The organism is Pseudomonas sp. N-1-13, assembly GCF_057787095.1.
In genome coordinates, this window is sequence record NZ_JBYNRI010000001.1 from 5611194 (window position 1) to 5628419 (window position 17226).

Consider the following 17226-nt stretch of genomic DNA (forward strand, 5'->3'; position numbering starts at 1 on the left):
TCCTAGACGGTCGTGGGATATTTCTTCTTTTTCCAACGGGCAAAGATTTCGCCCTAAACTTTCCACCTATACAGACGCCACCCTCACCCCGGACATTTTTTCATGTACCTCGCCCCAGATTTTCCTGACGACCACGCCATGCGCCAGCTCATGGAACTGCTCCATGAAGAAATCGGCCTGCCGGAGCGCAAGACAATCCGTCTGGACACCGCCATCAATCTCGACTTGGGCTGTGACGGCGCGGACGCTCGGCATCTGATGGAAGCATTGGAGGAGCGGTTCGCCCTCGACCTCATTGACTACGACGCGTACCGCTACTTTCAGCCGGAAGGATTTGATGTGTTTCAAAAGCGCAGGGCCAAGGGCCGTGGCAGCAAGGTGCCACTGACCATTGGGATGCTCTACAAGGCAATCAAGGCTCAGCGCTGGGAGACGCAGGAAGTGGAAGGGGTGTAGCCGAACGGCACGCATTAAGTGGCATTATTCTGGCTGTTTACCGTGATTCCAGGTGGAATAATGGCTGCTTTCGAGCCGGGAGCAGCACAGCATTGCATCCGCCCCCTCAAAAGCCGTCCATAAAAAAAACCGCCCTGAAAAGGGCGGTTTTTTTCATTCGCGAACCAAGCCTTACAGCTGCGGCCCAGCGGCCTTGATCGCGTCGCTCACTTCAAACTTCTTGAAGTTCTCGATGAACAAGCCGGCCAATGCCTTGGCGGCTTCGTCGTACGCAGCCTTGTCGGTCCAGGTGTTGCGTGGGTTCAACAGGCCAATCTCAACGCCCGGAACGGCAAGCGGCACGTCCAGGTTGATGATGTCCAGGTGCTCGGTTTCAGCACCGATCAGCGCGCCGCTCTGAATTGCCGCGATCACCGCACGGGTGGTCGGGATGTTGAAGCGCTTGCCGACGCCGTAGCCACCGCCGGTCCAGCCGGTGTTGACCAGGTAGACCTTGGAGCCGAAGCCGCGGATACGCTTGATCAGTAGCTCAGCGTATTCACCGGCAGGACGTGGGAAGAATGGAGCGCCGAAGCAGGTGGAGAACGTCGACTTGATGCCGCTGCCCGAACCCATTTCAGTCGAGCCCACCAGTGCGGTGTAGCCGGACAGGAAGTGGTAGGCCGCTTGTTCTTCACTGAGGATCGACACCGGCGGCAGTACGCCGGTCAGGTCGCAAGTCAGGAAGATCACTGCGTTTGGCTCGCCACCGAGGTTTTTCGGTGCGCGTTTTTCGATCAGTTCACGCGGGTACGCGGCGCGGCTGTTCTGGGTCAGGCTGTCGTCGGCGTAATCGGCTTTCTTGGTGACCGGATCCAGAACGACGTTTTCCAGTACGGCGCCGTGCTGGATGGCTTTCCAGATAACCGGCTCGTTCTTCTCGGACAGGTCGATGCACTTGGCATAGCAACCGCCTTCAATGTTGAAGACCACGCCAACACCCCAGCCGTGCTCGTCATCACCGATCAGATAACGGCTCTCATCGGCGGACAGCGTGGTTTTGCCCGTGCCCGACAGACCGAAGAACAGGGTTACATCGCCCTCTTCGCCCATGTTGGCGGCGCAGTGCATAGGCAGTACGTCAACCGCTGGCAGCAGGAAGTTCTGGACGGAGAACAGCGCTTTCTTCATTTCACCGGCGTAACGCATGCCGGCGATCAGTACTTTCCTGGCCGCGAAGTTGATGATCACGGTGCCGTCGGAATTGGTGCCGTCGCGCTCAGGCTCGCAGACGAAGTTCGGCGCGTTGAGGATCTGCCATTCATCCTTGCCACCGGCGTTGTACTGCTCGGGGTTGATGAACAGGCAGCGGCCGAACAGGTTGTGCCAGGCAGTCTCGGTGGTCATCTTGACCGGCAGGTAGTGCGCAGGGTCGGAACCTACATGAACATGGGAGACAAAACGCTCACGCTCGCCCAGATAGGCTGCTACGCGGTCCCACAGGGCGTCGAACTTGTCGGCCGGGAACTTGCGGTTGATCGGGCCCCAGGCAATGGCGTCCTGGGTGGTCGGCTCTTCAACGATGAAACGGTCAACCGGTGAACGACCGGTACGATGACCGGTGCGAACAACCAGCGCGCCAGTATCGGCAAGCTCGCCTTCACCGCGACTGAGGGCTTCTTTGACCAGATCATCGACACTCAGATCGGTGTACACGGCGTTATTGGCTTGCGTCATGAGATTCCCCGTCGGCCTGTGGCCGAGTGCTCCAAACGTTTTGTAGTAGGAAGTCGCGCACTACTACCCGAAAAAAGTGGGCCGGATTATGCCAGAAAAGCCCAAAAAAAGTAGGGCCCTCCCGTCAGTACGGCGTAAATCCGGCGTTTGCCAGGAGATTTACCTGCGCTGAACCGTTTTAGTGACGAGTATCTGACGGTGTGTCGACACCCGCACCGGCGAACAATTGGGCGATGTCCGCAGCGTCGAACAGGTAGCGCTCGTTGCAAAACTGGCAATCGATCTCGATGGCGCCACCATGCTCGATCACCAATTGCTGCGCATCTTCCAGACCCAGACTGACCAGCGCATTGCCGGAACGTTCACGAGAGCAGCTGCATTGGAAGCGCAACGGCTGAACGTCGAACAGGCGGACCTGCTCTTGATGGTAGAGACGATGCAACACGGTTTCGTTGTCCAGGCTCAGTAGCTCATCGGCGCTCAGGGTGCTGGCCAGAGCGGTGATGTGCTGCCAGCTGGCGTCACGTTCTTGCGGGTCGCGAAGGCGATCGGCGGGCAACTGCTGCAGCAGCAAACCACGGGCACGCCGCCCGTCGGCATAGAGCCAGAAGCGAGTGTTGGTCTGTTGCGACATGACGAAGTAGTTGGTGAAGCATTCAGCCAGAGACGTGCCATCGAGATCGACAATGCCCTGGTAGCGCTTGCCGTGGGTTGGATCGACCGTCAGGGCCAGCACGCCATCGGGCATCATGTCGGCCAGGGTCGCGTCGGGGGCGATCTGCTCGGCGTGATAACGGGCCAGGCCACGGATCTCGCGTTCGCTGGAGCATTCGATCATCAACAATGGCACCGGGCCTTCGGAACGGGCCTGGAGAATCAGCAAGCCATCGAATTTCAAGGTGCCGACCAGCAGCGCCGCAGCCGCCATCAGTTCACCGAGCAGTTGGGCGACCGGTTCCGGATAGGGATGCTTGGCAAGAACTTCGGCGTAGCTACGCTCCAACGCTACCAGTTCGCCACGAGTGTCGCTGTCATCGAAGATGAAGCGTTGGGTGTAGTCGGTATCCGGCAAATCAGTCATAGGGTCTGGTATCTGAGGTGATGACAAAGGATGACGGGCATTTTATGGACATTCCGGGTGGGTTCCAAGCAAGGCCAGGGTTTGTCGGACGGGATGGGGCTGACTGCGCATCCGAGCCACAGGCACTGCGGCCTCAAATTGCCGATCTTTTATTCGCTATTGCTGCCATGAAACTTGAACAGATCCCGACGCTGCTTCTTGCTGGGCTTGCCATCGGTGCTGACCCCCAAGGCGCCGGCCTTGCGCTGGGCGGCTGCGGTTTCGCGCCGGGCGATACTGGCTTCGGTCTCGCGATACAGCGCCTGCGCTTCCGGCGCGCCGCGGCGCACGATCGACAGGGCTTGGACAACCACGGTTTTTTCGTCGAACCCGGTGCGAATGACATATTCGTCGCCGATGCGAGGCTCCTTGCCCGGCTTGCAACGTTCGCCCCGGTGATGGACCTTGCCGCTTTCGATGGCGGTCTTGGCCAGGGCGCGGGTTTTATAGAATCGCGCTGCCCACAACCATTTATCGAGACGGACCTTGTCGTCTTCTTCCTTTTTTTGTGCCACTGCAATTCCTCTTTCAGCCAATAGTCAGAACTGTACTACCGTTTTTGTCGAGCGCACGAATTCGGTCCGACAGATAGAATGTCGGCCGAACTGACTTGCGGCACGATGCGGGCCGGTATCGGTTACGAGCGGAAACAGGTGTGTAGATAACTGTCGCCATTTTGTGATTATTCTGCGTGAATACCGCGATTCGCGGGCTCCACGATCCGATGTACTGATCGCAGGTTTTTTTATTGAAGACTTTTGACCATCTGACCGTTGTCGGTCTACGCGAGTGGGTGGCGCTCCCGGATCTGGGTGTCGCGGGCCTGCGGGCAAAAATCGACACCGGCGCCAGCACCTCCAGCCTGCACGCCACCGACATCGAGCCGTTCGAGCGCGACGGTGAAAAATGGGTGCGCTTCACCGCGCATCTGGGAACGGTGGTGCAGTTGCGCCATCGTCGCTGCGAAGCCCCATTGGTGGCGCGCAAAACGATAAAAAGCTCCAACGGCCACGCTCAGGTTCGCTACGTGATCAGCACGACGCTGGCACTGGGGGATCGGATCTGGCGAGTCGAGTTCACGCTTGCCTGCCGCAAGTCCATGCGATATCGCCTGTTATTGGGTTCCAAAGCCTTGATCGACGGCCAGTTGGTGGTCAATCCGGGCATCAAATACGTTCAAGACAAGCCGGTGTTCCCGGTGTCCACTACCTCTGCCACAGGTGTTGCATGAAGATCGCTGTGCTGTCGCGTAATCCGCGTCTGTATTCCACTCGTCGCCTGGTTGAAGCCGGGACCGAACGTGGCCATGAAATGGTGGTGATCGATACCCTGCGCGCCTACATGAACATTGCCAGCCACAAGCCGCAGATCCACTACCGTGGCAAGCCGCTGGAAGGGTTCGATGCGGTGATCCCGCGCATCGGTGCGTCGGTAACGTTCTATGGTTGCGCCGTGTTGCGCCAGTTCGAAATGATGGGAGTATTTCCCCTCAACGAGTCCGTGGCCATCGCCCGCTCCCGGGACAAGTTGCGCTCGCTGCAATTGTTGTCGCGCCGTGGGATCGGCTTGCCGGTGACCGGTTTTGCCCACTCTCCCGACGACATTCCCGACCTGATTGCCATGGTCAACGGCGCGCCACTGGTCATCAAGGTGCTGGAAGGCACCCAGGGTATCGGCGTAGTGCTGTGTGAAACCGCGACGGCCGCCGAGTCGGTGATCGAAGCGTTCATGGGCCTGAAGCAGAACATCATGGTCCAGGAATACATCAAGGAAGCCGGCGGCGCGGACATTCGCTGCTTCGTGGTCGGCGACAAGGTGATCGCTTCGATGAAGCGCCAGGCCAAACCCGGGGAATTTCGCTCCAACCTGCATCGCGGCGGTAGCGCGAGCCTGATCAAGATCACGCCGCAAGAGCGCATGACTGCCCTGCGCGCCGCTAAAGTCATGGGCCTGGCCGTGGCGGGTGTAGACATCCTGCGTTCCAATCACGGGCCGCTGGTGATGGAGGTCAACTCCTCGCCGGGCCTGGAAGGGATCGAAACCACCACGAGCAAGAACGTGGCGGGGATCATCATCGAGCATCTGGAAAAAAACGGCGGGCCGAACATGACCCGGACCAAGGGTAAGGGTTAACTCATAGGTGGGAGCGAGCCTGCTCGCGATGGCGGCGTGTCAGTCAACATCAATGCTGCTGATCCACTGCTATCGCGAGCAAGCTCGCTCCCACATCAGTTCTTGAGCAAACGGGTGTATCCCTATACCGCATCCCTAGGCAACAACAGCCCCAACGGCAACCTCACCCGCGCTTCCAGACCACCACCGGCGCGGTTGCGCAATTCGACATTGCCGCCGTGCATCGAAGCGATGCGCTTGACAATGGCCAGGCCCAATCCCGTGCCTTTTCCGCCCCGGGCACGGTCGCCCCGGGTGAAGGGGTTGAAAATAGCTTCCAGTTCCGACGGATCAATCCCGGCACCACGGTCCATGACGCTGAGCACCACATAAGGTGCGCTGGTATCACCGGAAACATAAGCCGCCACTTCGACACCCGTGCCGGCGTGATTCAAGGCATTGCCGATCAGGTTATTCAGCAATCGCTTCATCGACACCCGGCGCAGCGGGAACGGCTGGATCGGCTCCAGGCGCAGGTGCACTTTTTCGCAGTTCTGGTTATAGGGCGCGGCCACTTCCCGTACCAGCTCGCTGAGATCGACTTCTTCCACGGACTCGTCCCGACCGTCGCGAATGAACGCCAGGAACTGATCGAGAATCGCGTCCATGTCTTCGATATCGCGGACCATTTCATCGGTCAGGTCGGTGTGCTCGCCCATCAACTCCAGCGACAGCCGTAAACGGGTCAACGGTGTGCGCAGGTCGTGGGAGACGCCTGCAAGCATCAGTTCACGCTCGCGTCCGGCCTGCTCGACGTCCTCGGCCATCTGGTTGAAAGCGCGGTACACCTCGGTCATTTCACTGGGAGTGTCGCTGATGGGCAATCGTACGCTACGGCCCTGGCCCAATTGTCGGGCCGCGTAGACCAGACGCTTGAGCGGCTGATTGAGCTGGCTGACGAAGATCCACGCCGAAGCGGTCGACAACAGGCCGATGGCCAGGAACCAGCCAAGCACGTTCCAGATTTTCTGGCCGCGCAACGGGTGGGGGTACAACGGTACCTTCAACCAGCCATCCCCCAGGCTCGGCGCACGGACCCACAGCGCCGGAGGCGAGTGCATACGCAAGCGCACTTCGGTATCGGCGCCGAGTTCGTCCTGCATCTGCCGTTGATAGATCTCGCTGTAAGGCCAGTGTTGTTCGCCTTCCGGCACGCCGGCGCCAACCACCCGGATCAGGGTAGCCGCTTCGGCGATCTTCTCCCGGTTGGCTTCGTCGGCAGCCCAATAGGCTCGAAGGGTCAAGGCAACGCCATGGCTGTACTGCCGGTCCACCAGCACATCTTCGTTCATCAGCAAGTAGACGAGCGTCAGTGCCTTGGAAAAGAGCACGACAATCAGCACCAGCCAGAGGGTGCGGGAGAAGAAGCTCTGGGGGAACCAAACGGGGGTTTTCATGAATAGCCGCTACACACTTGCAGGAGCGAGCGATGCTCGCACAATAACGGACCGCGAGTCGCCTGCAGGAAGAAATTCAACCCGCCAGGCCACCCGCTCCTACAAATCACCGATCACTTGCTGGCGGCGCCATCCGGCACGAATACATAACCCACGCCCCAGACAGTCTGGATATATCGCGGCTTGGAAGGATCAGGCTCGATCATCCGGCGCAGACGGGAAATCTGCACGTCGATGGATCGCTCCAGCGCATCCCATTCACGGCCACGGGCCAGGTTCATCAGCTTGTCGCGGGTCAGCGGCTGACGGGCGTTCATCACCAGGGCCTTGAGCACGGCGAACTCACCGGTGGTGAGCATGTGTATTTCATCGCCGCGCTTGAGCTCGCGAGTGGCCAGGGACAGTTCATAGTCGCCGAAGGTCACGCTTTCATCTTCGCTGCCCGGGGCGCCAGGCACCGGGGCCGACTGACGACGCAACACCGCCTTGACCCGGGCCATCAGCTCGTCCGGGTTGAACGGCTTGGCCAGGTAATCGTCAGCGCCCAGTTCCAGACCCTTGATACGGCTCAGCTCATCGCCCTTGGCCGTGAGCATGATGATCGGGATCTGGTTGTTGGCGCCACGCAGGCGACGGCAGGCTGTCAAACCGTCTTCACCTGGCAGCATCAGGTCGAGGACCACCAGGTTGAAGACCTCACGGGCCAGCAGCCGATCCATTTGCTCGGTGTTCGGTACGGTGCGGGCACGGTAGCCCTTGCTGACGAAAAAGCGCTCCAGCAGGCTGCTCAGCCCCGGATCGTCGTCAACAATAAGAATTTTTTCGCCTTCAGCAGTTTGTGCAGTGCTGCTCATAGGAAGCTCCTTTGATCTCGGCGCGCATTATGGCCTAGCTGCCGTTATACGCACCGTGTGCATTGTTAGCAGATTTTTCCTCTATCTCCAGTCAACCGGGTGTCGAGCCTACAGACCACGACGCCCCTAAGAACGCAACGCTGGTTATAATGCGCGGCCTTTTGTGCCAGGGAATGTCGGATCGTGATCCCGACCCATCGTTTTTTCCCTTGCCAGGCAGCACTTTCTGAATTTCGCGGGTCAACAGGCAGCCTCTTGACCCAGGCAGCGGCGCACGCCAGGCCGCTCAACCAGTTCGCCGAGCCCGGTTTCTGCGGTGGCGAGTCTGATTTCACAATTTTTCAGGTGGTTTTATGGACAGCATCAACAGCCGCATCGCCGAGGAACTCGGCGTACGCCCACAACAGGTCGAAGCGGCCGTCGCGCTACTGGATGAGGGCTCCACGGTGCCCTTTATCGCCCGTTACCGCAAAGAAGTGACCGGCAGCCTCGATGACACTCAATTGCGTCATCTGGAAGAGCGTCTGCGCTACTTGCGAGAACTCGACGAGCGGCGCGTCAGCATCCTGGCCAGCATTCAGGAACAGGGCAAGCTGACCCCGCAACTTGAGCGTGACATCAAGCTGGCCGATACCAAGACCCGTCTCGAAGACCTGTACCTGCCCTACAAGCAAAAACGCCGCACCAAGGGCCAGATCGCCCTGGAGGCAGGCCTCGGCGAGCTGGCCGACGGTCTGTTCAACGACCCGACCCTGTCCCCGGAAACCGAAGCCGCGCGTTTCGTCGATGCCGAAAAAGGTGTGGCGGACGTGAAAGCCGCGCTGGAAGGCGCCAAGTACATCCTTATGGAACGCTTCGCCGAAGACGCCAACCTGCTGGAAAAACTGCGCAATTACCTCAAGCAGGAAGCCACCCTCAGCGCCCGCGTGATCGCCGGCAAGGAAGAAGAAGGCGCCAAGTTCCGCGACTACTTCGAACACGACGAACCGCTCAAGAGCATGCCGTCCCACCGCGCCCTGGCAATTTTCCGCGGCCGCAACGAAGGCATTCTCAGCTCCGCGCTGAAGGTGGGCGATGAGTTGCCCGGCACCATGCACCCGTGCGAAGGCATGATCGGCCAGCAGTTCGGCATCCAGAACCAGAACCGCGCCGCCGACAAATGGCTGGCCGAAGTGGTGCGCTGGACCTGGAAGGTCAAGCTCTACACCCACCTGGAAACCGATCTGCTGGGCGAGCTGCGCGACAACGCTGAGACAGAAGCGATCAACGTCTTCGCTCACAACCTGCACGACCTGCTGCTGGCCGCACCGGCCGGGCCGCGCGCCACCCTGGGCCTGGACCCGGGCCTGCGTACCGGTTGCAAAGTGGCCGTGGTGGACTCCACCGGCAAGCTGCTGGACCATGCCACGGTCTACCCCCATGTGCCGCATAACAAGTGGGACCAGACCCTCGCCGTGCTCGCCGCGCTATGCGCCAAGCATTCGGTGGACCTGATCGCCATCGGCAACGGCACCGCCAGCCGGGAGACCGACAAACTGGCCGCCGAACTGATCAAGAAATACCCGGCCATGAAGATGACCAAGGTCATGGTTTCCGAGGCCGGCGCTTCGGTTTATTCGGCGTCGGAACTGGCCTCCAAGGAGTTCCCGGACCTGGACGTGTCGATTCGCGGGGCGGTGTCCATCGCCCGTCGCCTGCAGGACCCGCTGGCGGAACTGGTGAAGATCGATCCGAAATCCATCGGTGTCGGCCAGTACCAGCACGACGTTTCCCAGTTGAAACTGGCCCGGGGCCTGGACGCCGTCGTGGAGGATTGCGTGAACGCCGTGGGCGTGGATGTGAACACCGCTTCGGTAGCGCTGCTGGCGCGCATCTCCGGCCTCAACGCCACGCTGGCGCAGAACATCGTCACCCACCGCGACGAACACGGTGCGTTCAAGACCCGCGCCGCATTGAAGAAAGTCCCGCGCCTGGGTGAAAAAACCTTCGAACAGGCCGCCGGCTTCCTGCGGGTCATGAACGGCGACAACCCGCTGGATTCGTCGGCTGTCCACCCTGAGGCCTATCCGCTGGTGCAACGCATCGCCGCCCAGACCGACCGCGACATCCGTTCGCTGATCGGTGACGCCGCGTTTCTCAAGCGCCTGGACCCGAAAAAATTCACCGACGAAACCTTCGGCCTGCCCACCGTGACCGACATTCTTCAGGAACTGGAGAAACCCGGCCGCGACCCACGCCCCGAGTTCAAGACCGCCGAGTTCCAGGACGGCGTCGAAGACCTCAAGGACCTGCAGCCGGGCATGATCCTCGAAGGCGTGGTGACCAACGTCACCAACTTCGGGGCCTTCGTCGACATCGGCGTGCACCAGGATGGCCTGGTGCACATCTCCGCGCTGTCGGAGAAATTCATCAAGGATCCGCGCGAAGCGGTGAAGGCCGGTGATGTGGTGAAAGTGAAGGTCATGGAAGTCGACATCCCGCGCAAACGCGTCGGTCTGTCGATGCGCATGAGTGACACACCGGGCGAGAAGGTCGACGGTGCCCGCGGCGCTCGTCCGGGCTCGACACCGCGCCAGTCGCAGAACACCGCGCCGCGCAAGGAAACCGCCACTGCGGCCCCGGCGAACAACGCCATGGCCTCGCTGTTCGCCAACGCCAAGCAGTTGAAGAAACGCTGATGGACGCGCCAGCCGGGTTGGTGGAAAGCGCGTTTTTCAAGCTGCTCGGCTGCCGTCTGCACAGCCTGGGGGACGGGGTGGCGCAAGTCGCCCTGAGCCTTGAGCCACCGCTGCGCAACCGTGGCGGCAAGCTGCACGGCGGCGCGCTGTTCAGCCTGGTGGACATCGCCATGGGCCTGGCTTGTTCCAGTGTCCACGGCTTTGACCAGCAGAGCGCGACCATCGAATGCAAGATCAACTACATTCGCGCCGTCTCCGACGGTGAGGTGCTCTGCACGGCCCGGGTCATCCACCCGGGTCGGCGCACGCTGGTGGTTGAGGCCGAGGTGATGCAAGGCGACAAACTGGTCGCAAAAGCACAAGGCACGTTCGCAGTCCTATAGCTCCCTGTCATCGATTTGGGTTAATTTCGGCGCTGCGAATGCGGCATCGATATCCCCTGTGGGAGCGAGCCTGCTCGCGATAGCGGTGGACCAGTCAATGTAAAGTTGACCGACATACCGCTATCGCGAGCAGGCTCGCTCCCACAGAGGGGCCGCGACGAATTGTCTTTGGCCACACAAAAACCAGGCGAAAACGCCAGTTTTAACTTCACCCTTGTAGACCGTCGTGACCACCCCCATATTGGGGCGACTGACGCGTGAAGGAATTCAACTTGAGCGACCTTTTAAACCGCCGCCTGGCTCTGCTCGGCGAGCGCGCCAACCTCTCCCTGCTCGAGCAGTGCCTGCACGGCATCGAACGTGAATGCCTGCGCGTCACGGACACAGGGCATCTGGCGCAGACCCCGCACCCCGAGGCCCTGGGCTCGGCGTTGACCAACGAGCAGATCACCACCGACTATTCCGAGTCGCTGCTGGAGTTCATCACCCCGGCCCAGGCTGACGTGGCCGATACCTTGCACAGCCTCGACAAGATCCACCGGTTTGCCTACAGCAAGCTCGGCAACGAGTACCTGTGGAGCCCTTCGATGCCGTGCCCGCTGCCGGCGGAGGAAGACATCCCGATCGCGTATTACGGCACCTCGAACATCGGTCGGCTCAAGTATGTCTACCGCCAGGGTCTGGCCCTGCGCTATGGCAAGACCATGCAATGCATCGCCGGGATCCACTACAACTTTTCCCTGCCGGAAAAACTCTGGCCGCTGCTGCGTCAGGCCGAAGCCGTTGAAGCGAGCGATCGTGATTTCCAGTCATCGGCCTACATCGCGCTGATCCGTAATTTCCGTCGCTACAGCTGGTTGCTGATGTACCTGTTCGGTGCCTCGCCGGCTCTGGATGCCGGCTTTCTGCGCGGCCGTCCGCACCAGTTGGAACAATTGGATCCGGACACCTTGTACCTGCCGTACGCCACCAGCCTGCGCATGAGCGACCTGGGTTACCAAAGCAACGCCCAGGCCGGCCTGACCCCCTGCTACAACGACCTGGCAAGCTATACCGACAGCCTGCGCAAGGCGGTGGCGACACCGTACGCGCCCTACGTCGAAGTCGGCACGCATAAGAATGGTGAGTGGGTGCAGCTCAACACCAATATTTTGCAGATCGAAAACGAGTACTACTCCAACATCCGCCCAAAACGCGTGACCTATACCGGCGAGCGCCCGATCCAGGCGTTGATGGCTCGAGGCATCCAGTACGTCGAAGTCCGTTGCCTGGACATCAACCCCTTCCTGCCGATGGGCATCGACCTCACCGAATCGCGCTTCCTCGATGCTTTCCTGCTGTATTGCGGTCTGAACGACAGTCCGCTCCTGGAAAACAACGAATGCAGCAATGCGACGAACAACTTCCTGACCGTGGTCAAGGAAGGCCGTCGGCCAGGTTTGCAATTGCAACGCCAAGGGCAATCGGTGGACATGCAAGCCTGGGCTATCGAGCTTCTGGAGAAGATCGCGCCATTGGCCTCGCTGCTCGACGAGAGCCAGGGGGGCGACGCCCACCGCCAGGCACTGGACGCGCAATTGGCGAAGGTGCGGGACCCGTCACTGACCCCCTCCGCCCAAGTGCTGGCGGCCATGGCAGAACACCAGGAAAGTTTCGCCCAGTTCTCCCTGCGCCAGAGCAAGGCCCACGCCGAATTCTTCCGCGCCGAGCCGTTGCCTGCCCAGGAACAGAGCGCATTCGAAGAAAACGCTCGTCAATCCCTGGCTCAGCAAGCCGAGCTTGAGCAGAACGAAGTGGGGGATTTCGATGTGTTTGTAGGGGCGTACCAGGCGAGCATCCTGGCAATCAGTAACTAGGCACACCTCGCCGACGAGCGAACACCTGTGGGAGGGAGCAAGCTCCCTCCCACAGGGTTTTGTGTACAGCCGGCCATTTCTGGCGGATCGGCTGATTGGCTCAAGTCACTACTCCGCCGACGAAGGCTTCTCCCACAGATTGATCCCGCCCTCCTGGGCAAACCGGTCGATCTGCGCCAGTTCTTCAGCGCTAAAACTCAGGTTCTTCAACGCCCCGACGTTCTCGATAATCTGCTCCGGCCGACTGGCGCCGATCAGCGCAGAGGTTACCCGTGCGTCGCGCAGGGTCCAGGCCAGGGCCATTTGCGCCAGGCTTTGCCCGCGACGCTGGGCAATTTCATTGAGGGCGCGTACATGGGCGATGTTCTCCTGCGACAGGTGCGAAGCCTGCAACGAACCACCACCCGGGCGATTGACCCGCGCATCGGCCGGAATGCCTTTGAGGTACTTGTCGGTCAGCAGGCCCTGGGCCAACGGCGTAAAGGCAATCACACCCGTGCCCAGTTCATCGGTGGCGTCCAGCAGGTCCTTTTCCACCCAGCGATTAAGCAGGTTGTAGGCCGGTTGATGGATCAGCAGTGGGACCTTCCACTCTTTGAGTAGCGCAGCCATTTCCCGAGTCTTCACCCCGGAATACGAAGAGATGCCAATGTACAACGCCTTGCCCTGCTGCACAGCCGTGGCCAGCGCACTGGCAGTTTCTTCCAGCGGGGTGTCGGGGTCGAAGCGGTGGGAATAGAAGATATCCACATAGTCCAGGCCCAGGCGTTGCAGGCTCTGGTCCAGGCTGGCCAACACGTACTTGCGCGAACCACCACCCTGGCCGTAAGGACCCGGCCACATGTCCCAACCGGCCTTGCTGGAGATGATCAACTCATCGCGATACTGCTTGAAGTCTTCGCGCAGCAACCGACCAAAATTGATCTCGGCGCTGCCGTAGGGCGGGCCGTAGTTGTTGGCCAGGTCGAAGTGATTGATACCCAGATCAAACGCCGTACGCAGCAGCGAACGCTGCGTGTCGATCGGCGTGCTGTCGCCGAAGTTGTGCCACAACCCCAACGACAGCGCCGGCAGCACCAGCCCGCTGCGACCGACACGGCGGTAAGGAATGGACTCGTAGCGGTTTTCGGCAGCGGTGTAGGTCATCGAAAGGCTCTCTGTTCGGGTGGCTGGTACAAGGGGCAAGCTAACACCTCACAGACGCATTCGTCAGGCCGAAAGTTCGCATATCAGGTGTGGGGGCTGGCTGCCGGCGCAGGTGATCTGCCGCAGATTGGCCACGCATCGGCCAATCAACGAGGCGTCATGCAGCGCGGGTATTGTTTGTAATTACTGAACAGTCAAGGCAGCCGTCGGGCATTTATCGCTGAGGGTAAACATGTGAATCTGGCGTCATCCACTTCAAAAGGAGCCCTCCTATGCCCTCTCCAACCGCCAAAGTTGCCATCGTAACCGGCGCTTCCCGCGGCATCGGTGCCGAAATCGCCAAGCAATTGGCCCTCGATGGCTTTGCCGTCGCCATTAACTACGCCAACAGCGCCGCCGAAGCGTCGAAGCTGGTGGTGCAATTGCGCCAGGCCGGTCACCAAGCCATAGCGATCAAGGCAGATGTGTCCTCTGCCGTCGACGTCCGGCGGATGTTCGATGAAACCGAAGCGCAACTGGGCAAGGTGGATGTGCTGATCAATAACGCGGGTACCCTGCAAGTGATGCCCTTGGCCCAGCACAGTGACGAGTTGTTCGACCAGACGTTCGCCATCAACACCCGCGGCACCTTCAACACCCTGCGCGAAGCCGCAACCCGTTTGAACGACGGTGGCCGGATCGTGAATTTTTCCAGCAGCACCGTTGGCCTGAACCTGCCCGGTTATTCGGTGTACATCGCCAGCAAGGCCGCCGTCGAGTCACTGACACAGGTGTTTGCCAAGGAACTGCGCGGCCGCCAGATCACGGTCAACGCCGTGGCGCCCGGCCCGGTTGCTACCGAACTGTTCCTGCATGGCAAGAGCGAAGAACAGATCCAGAACTTCGCCAAAATGCCGCCCCTGGAACGCCTCGGCCAGCCGGAGGACATCGCCAGCATCATATCCTTCCTGGTCAGCCCGGCCGCCGGCTGGGTGAACGGGCAAATTCTGCGAGCCAACGGCGGCCTGGTCTGAGGTTTCGCCCGATCAGCGCACCAGATGCAGGAACTGCATGTGCCGCTCGTATTGGTCGAGGATGTCGTTGATGACCTGCTCCTTGGTATAACCCACCAGATCGTAGTCCTGGCTGCCTTCGCTCAGGTGCACTTCGGCGCGGTAGTAACGGCGGTTGTTGAGTTCCTTGGAGCCCATGCCGCCGCGGGCGAAGGACGGCGTGAAGTAGCCGCGCATCTGCACCTGGTAGATGAACGGATGCTGCTCGCCGTGGCCGATTTCCAGGCTGACGCTGTCGTTGGCCGGGTCTGGCTGGGTCACCACTGTCAGACCTTTCTCGGCGAACACCGCCTTCACCTCTTCGATGGCCGGGCGCACCGTGGTGTCGAGAAAACGGTACACCTCATCGCGGGACGGGAAATGCACCGCCTGACTCAAGCGCTGTCGCCAGCCGCCCGTACCCCGTCGAGAAGCCGACACCGGCGCCAGCGAATGCAACTGCGCAATCTGCTTCTGGGACTCGAGGTAAAACGCCTTGTGCAGGCCCCACATCATCAGCAGCAGAATCAGCGAGAACGGCAAGGACGTCAGCACCACTGCCGACTTCAAGGCATCGATACTGCCGGAGAACAGCAATGCGCTGGTCACCAGGGCAGTCATCGCCCCCCAGAACACCCGCAGCCATTTGGGCCCGTCTTCATCGGGGTTGCCGCCCTTGGCCGACAACGTGGAAAGCACCACGGTGCCGGAGTCGGCTGACGTGACGAAGAACACAAAACTGATAAACACGGTGACCGCGATGACGGTCTTGCTCCATGGATAGGTTTCCAGCAGCAAATAAAGGCTCATCGACGGGTTTTCCAGGGCCGATATACCCAGGGCACTCATGCCGTGGTTCAGCACTTGGTCAATGGCGCTGTTACCGAAGATCGACATCCACGCCAGGGTGAAGCCAAGGGGAATCAGCAGCACGCCAAACACGAACTCACGGATAGTGCGCCCACGGGAAATGCGCGCAATGAACAACCCCACGAACGGCGACCACGCAATCCACCAGGCCCAGTAGAACACCGTCCAGCCGCCCAGCCAGTCGCTGGGCTCGTCGTAGGCATACACGTCAAAACTCTTCATCGGCAGGGCGCCGAGATAATCGCCGATGTTCTGGATCAACGTGTTGAGCAAATGCTGGGTAGGTCCGGCAAACAGCACGAACAGCAGCAATGCGCAGGCCAGCAGCATGTTGATGTCGGACATGACCCGCACGCCTTTATCGACACCGGCCACCGCCACAATGATTGCCGCGCCCATCATCAGCACGATCAGGCCGACCTGAATCCACTGGGTATGGGCGATGCCGAACAGGTAATCGAGCCCGGAATTGAGATGCAGCACCCCAAACCCCATGTCCGCGCCGAGGCCGAACACGGTCGCGATGATGCCGAAGCCGTCCACCGCGTAGCCGATGGGACCGTTAATACGTTTACCGATCAGCGGGTACAGCGCTGAACGCAGGGCCAGCGGCAAATTGTGCCGGTAGGCAAAGTACGCCAGGGCCATGCCGACGAAAGCAAACACGCCCCAGCCGTGCAGGCCCCAGTGCAGAAACAGGATCTGCATGGCCTGGCGCGCGGCATCTGCGGTACCGGCCTCGCCTTGCGGTGGCTGAACCAGATGGGTCAGCGGTTCGGAGACACAGAAAAAAAACAGCGTGATGCTGATACCGGCAGCGAACAGCATGCCAGCCCAGGACAGGTAACTGAATTCGGGCTCGTCGTGGTCGGCACCGAGCTTGATCTTGCCGTAGCCGGACAAGGCGGTGACCACCACGAAGACCAGATACAGGGTCATCGCCAACATGTAATACCAGCCGACCGTATTGGCCGCCCAGTTCTGCGCCGCCAGCAGCCAGGCACCCGCCTGCTCCGGCACGGCGATGACCACCAGGCCGAACAGCAGAATGAAGGTCGCGGCAAAGTAAAAAACCGGCGGATTCATGCGGACCAGGCCGCTGGGTGGAAGGGACGAGGCACTCATGAGCGATGTACCCCGGAAAGCGGAATCGTGAAAATCGAAAACGGACTCGGCAAAGGCAAGCCTCCTGTTGTGAGCGGGCAGCAAACCGACGGTTTAACTTGAATGAACGTTCAAGTTAAACATGAATAGGTAGCTAAGGACTAATCGCACGGCTGGATGGCATGTTTCCTACGCTAGCCTACGGGAGGGTATGACGTTGCCTGGAGAGCATTCGTTCAGTGTTCAACAGACATAACACAGCCCCTGTGGGAGCGAGCCTGCTCGCGATCGCGGTGGTTCAGTGGGTACATCCATTCGCTGACACACCGCGATCGCGAGCAGGCTCGCTGCCACAGGTTTTCGGTGCTCACCTCTCATGCGTCCCCATTTACGCCCCGGCAAACGATTGGCGGTTGCCCATCAATATCGGCGTGCCTATAGTC

General features: G+C 60.3%; 14 protein-coding genes. 7 read left to right on the forward strand and 7 right to left on the reverse strand.

Features of this window, described 5'->3' with window-relative positions; all coding sequences use genetic code 11:
• The first annotated feature begins 102 nt into the window (after positions 1-102).
• Complete coding sequence (locus AC3I65_RS25180; RefSeq protein WP_047226847.1) at positions 103-456, forward strand: DUF1493 family protein; 354 nt, start codon at positions 103-105, stop codon at positions 454-456.
• Between the two features lie 171 nt (positions 457-627).
• Here the strand turns inward: AC3I65_RS25180 and AC3I65_RS25185 are convergent, their stop codons facing one another.
• The 3 genes from AC3I65_RS25185 to AC3I65_RS25195 all read right to left on the reverse strand — a co-directional run bounded on the left by AC3I65_RS25185 (position 628) and on the right by AC3I65_RS25195 (position 3807).
• On the reverse strand, positions 628-2172 hold the full coding sequence (locus tag AC3I65_RS25185) for a phosphoenolpyruvate carboxykinase (RefSeq protein ID WP_488524255.1): 1545 nt from the start codon (positions 2170-2172) through the stop codon (positions 628-630).
• Positions 2173-2350: 178 nt separating this feature from the next.
• Positions 2351-3253: an Hsp33 family molecular chaperone HslO gene (gene hslO / locus AC3I65_RS25190; RefSeq protein WP_047226845.1), complete on the reverse strand. Its 903-nt coding sequence runs from the start codon at positions 3251-3253 to the stop codon at positions 2351-2353.
• Between the two features lie 149 nt (positions 3254-3402).
• Entirely contained in the window at positions 3403-3807 is a 405-nt protein-coding gene (locus AC3I65_RS25195) for an RNA-binding S4 domain-containing protein (RefSeq protein WP_047226844.1), read from the reverse strand.
• A 233-nt stretch (positions 3808-4040) separates the two neighbouring features.
• On the opposite strand from AC3I65_RS25195, the gene rimB reads away from it, so the two are divergent.
• Both rimB and rimK read left to right on the forward strand, forming a co-directional pair.
• Positions 4041-4523: a retropepsin-like aspartic endopeptidase RimB gene (gene rimB / locus AC3I65_RS25200; protein WP_025211286.1), complete on the forward strand. Its 483-nt coding sequence runs from the start codon at positions 4041-4043 to the stop codon at positions 4521-4523.
• Entirely contained in the window at positions 4520-5425 is a 906-nt protein-coding gene (gene rimK, locus AC3I65_RS25205; protein WP_047226843.1) for a 30S ribosomal protein S6--L-glutamate ligase, read from the forward strand. The genes rimB and rimK overlap by 4 nt, the downstream gene beginning before the upstream one ends.
• A 122-nt stretch (positions 5426-5547) precedes the next feature.
• On the opposite strand, the gene AC3I65_RS25210 is transcribed toward rimK, so the two are convergent.
• Both AC3I65_RS25210 and ompR read right to left on the reverse strand, forming a co-directional pair.
• Positions 5548-6861: an ATP-binding protein gene (locus AC3I65_RS25210; protein WP_047226842.1), complete on the reverse strand. Its 1314-nt coding sequence runs from the start codon at positions 6859-6861 to the stop codon at positions 5548-5550.
• A 113-nt stretch (positions 6862-6974) separates the two neighbouring features.
• Complete coding sequence (ompR, locus tag AC3I65_RS25215; RefSeq protein WP_025211284.1) at positions 6975-7715, reverse strand: osmolarity response regulator transcription factor OmpR; 741 nt, start codon at positions 7713-7715, stop codon at positions 6975-6977.
• 353 nt (positions 7716-8068) lie between these two features.
• Here ompR and AC3I65_RS25220 point away from each other — a divergent pair, with 353 nt between their 5' ends.
• The 3 genes from AC3I65_RS25220 to gshA all read left to right on the forward strand — a co-directional run bounded on the left by AC3I65_RS25220 (position 8069) and on the right by gshA (position 12632).
• Positions 8069-10393 carry a Tex family protein gene (locus tag AC3I65_RS25220; RefSeq protein ID WP_047226841.1) on the forward strand — a complete coding sequence of 775 codons (2325 nt, stop codon included), beginning with the start codon at positions 8069-8071 and terminating at the stop codon, positions 10391-10393.
• Entirely contained in the window at positions 10393-10776 is a 384-nt protein-coding gene (locus AC3I65_RS25225; RefSeq protein ID WP_047226840.1) for a PaaI family thioesterase, read from the forward strand. The genes AC3I65_RS25220 and AC3I65_RS25225 overlap by 1 nt, the downstream gene beginning before the upstream one ends.
• Before the next feature lie 272 nt (positions 10777-11048).
• Positions 11049-12632: a glutamate--cysteine ligase gene (gene gshA, locus AC3I65_RS25230; protein WP_160894040.1), complete on the forward strand. Its 1584-nt coding sequence runs from the start codon at positions 11049-11051 to the stop codon at positions 12630-12632.
• 108 nt (positions 12633-12740) lie between these two features.
• On the opposite strand, the gene mgrA is transcribed toward gshA, so the two are convergent.
• Positions 12741-13778 carry an L-glyceraldehyde 3-phosphate reductase gene (mgrA, locus tag AC3I65_RS25235; protein WP_047226838.1) on the reverse strand — a complete coding sequence of 346 codons (1038 nt, stop codon included), beginning with the start codon at positions 13776-13778 and terminating at the stop codon, positions 12741-12743.
• A 272-nt stretch (positions 13779-14050) separates the two neighbouring features.
• On the opposite strand from mgrA, the gene AC3I65_RS25240 reads away from it, so the two are divergent.
• A complete protein-coding gene (locus tag AC3I65_RS25240) occupies positions 14051-14791 on the forward strand; it encodes an SDR family oxidoreductase (RefSeq protein ID WP_188251756.1) in 741 nt (246 codons plus the stop codon).
• Between the two features lie 12 nt (positions 14792-14803).
• On the opposite strand, the gene betT is transcribed toward AC3I65_RS25240, so the two are convergent.
• A complete protein-coding gene (betT, locus tag AC3I65_RS25245) occupies positions 14804-16765 on the reverse strand; it encodes a choline transporter BetT (RefSeq protein ID WP_488524335.1) in 1962 nt (653 codons plus the stop codon).
• Positions 16766-17226 lie beyond the last annotated feature (461 nt).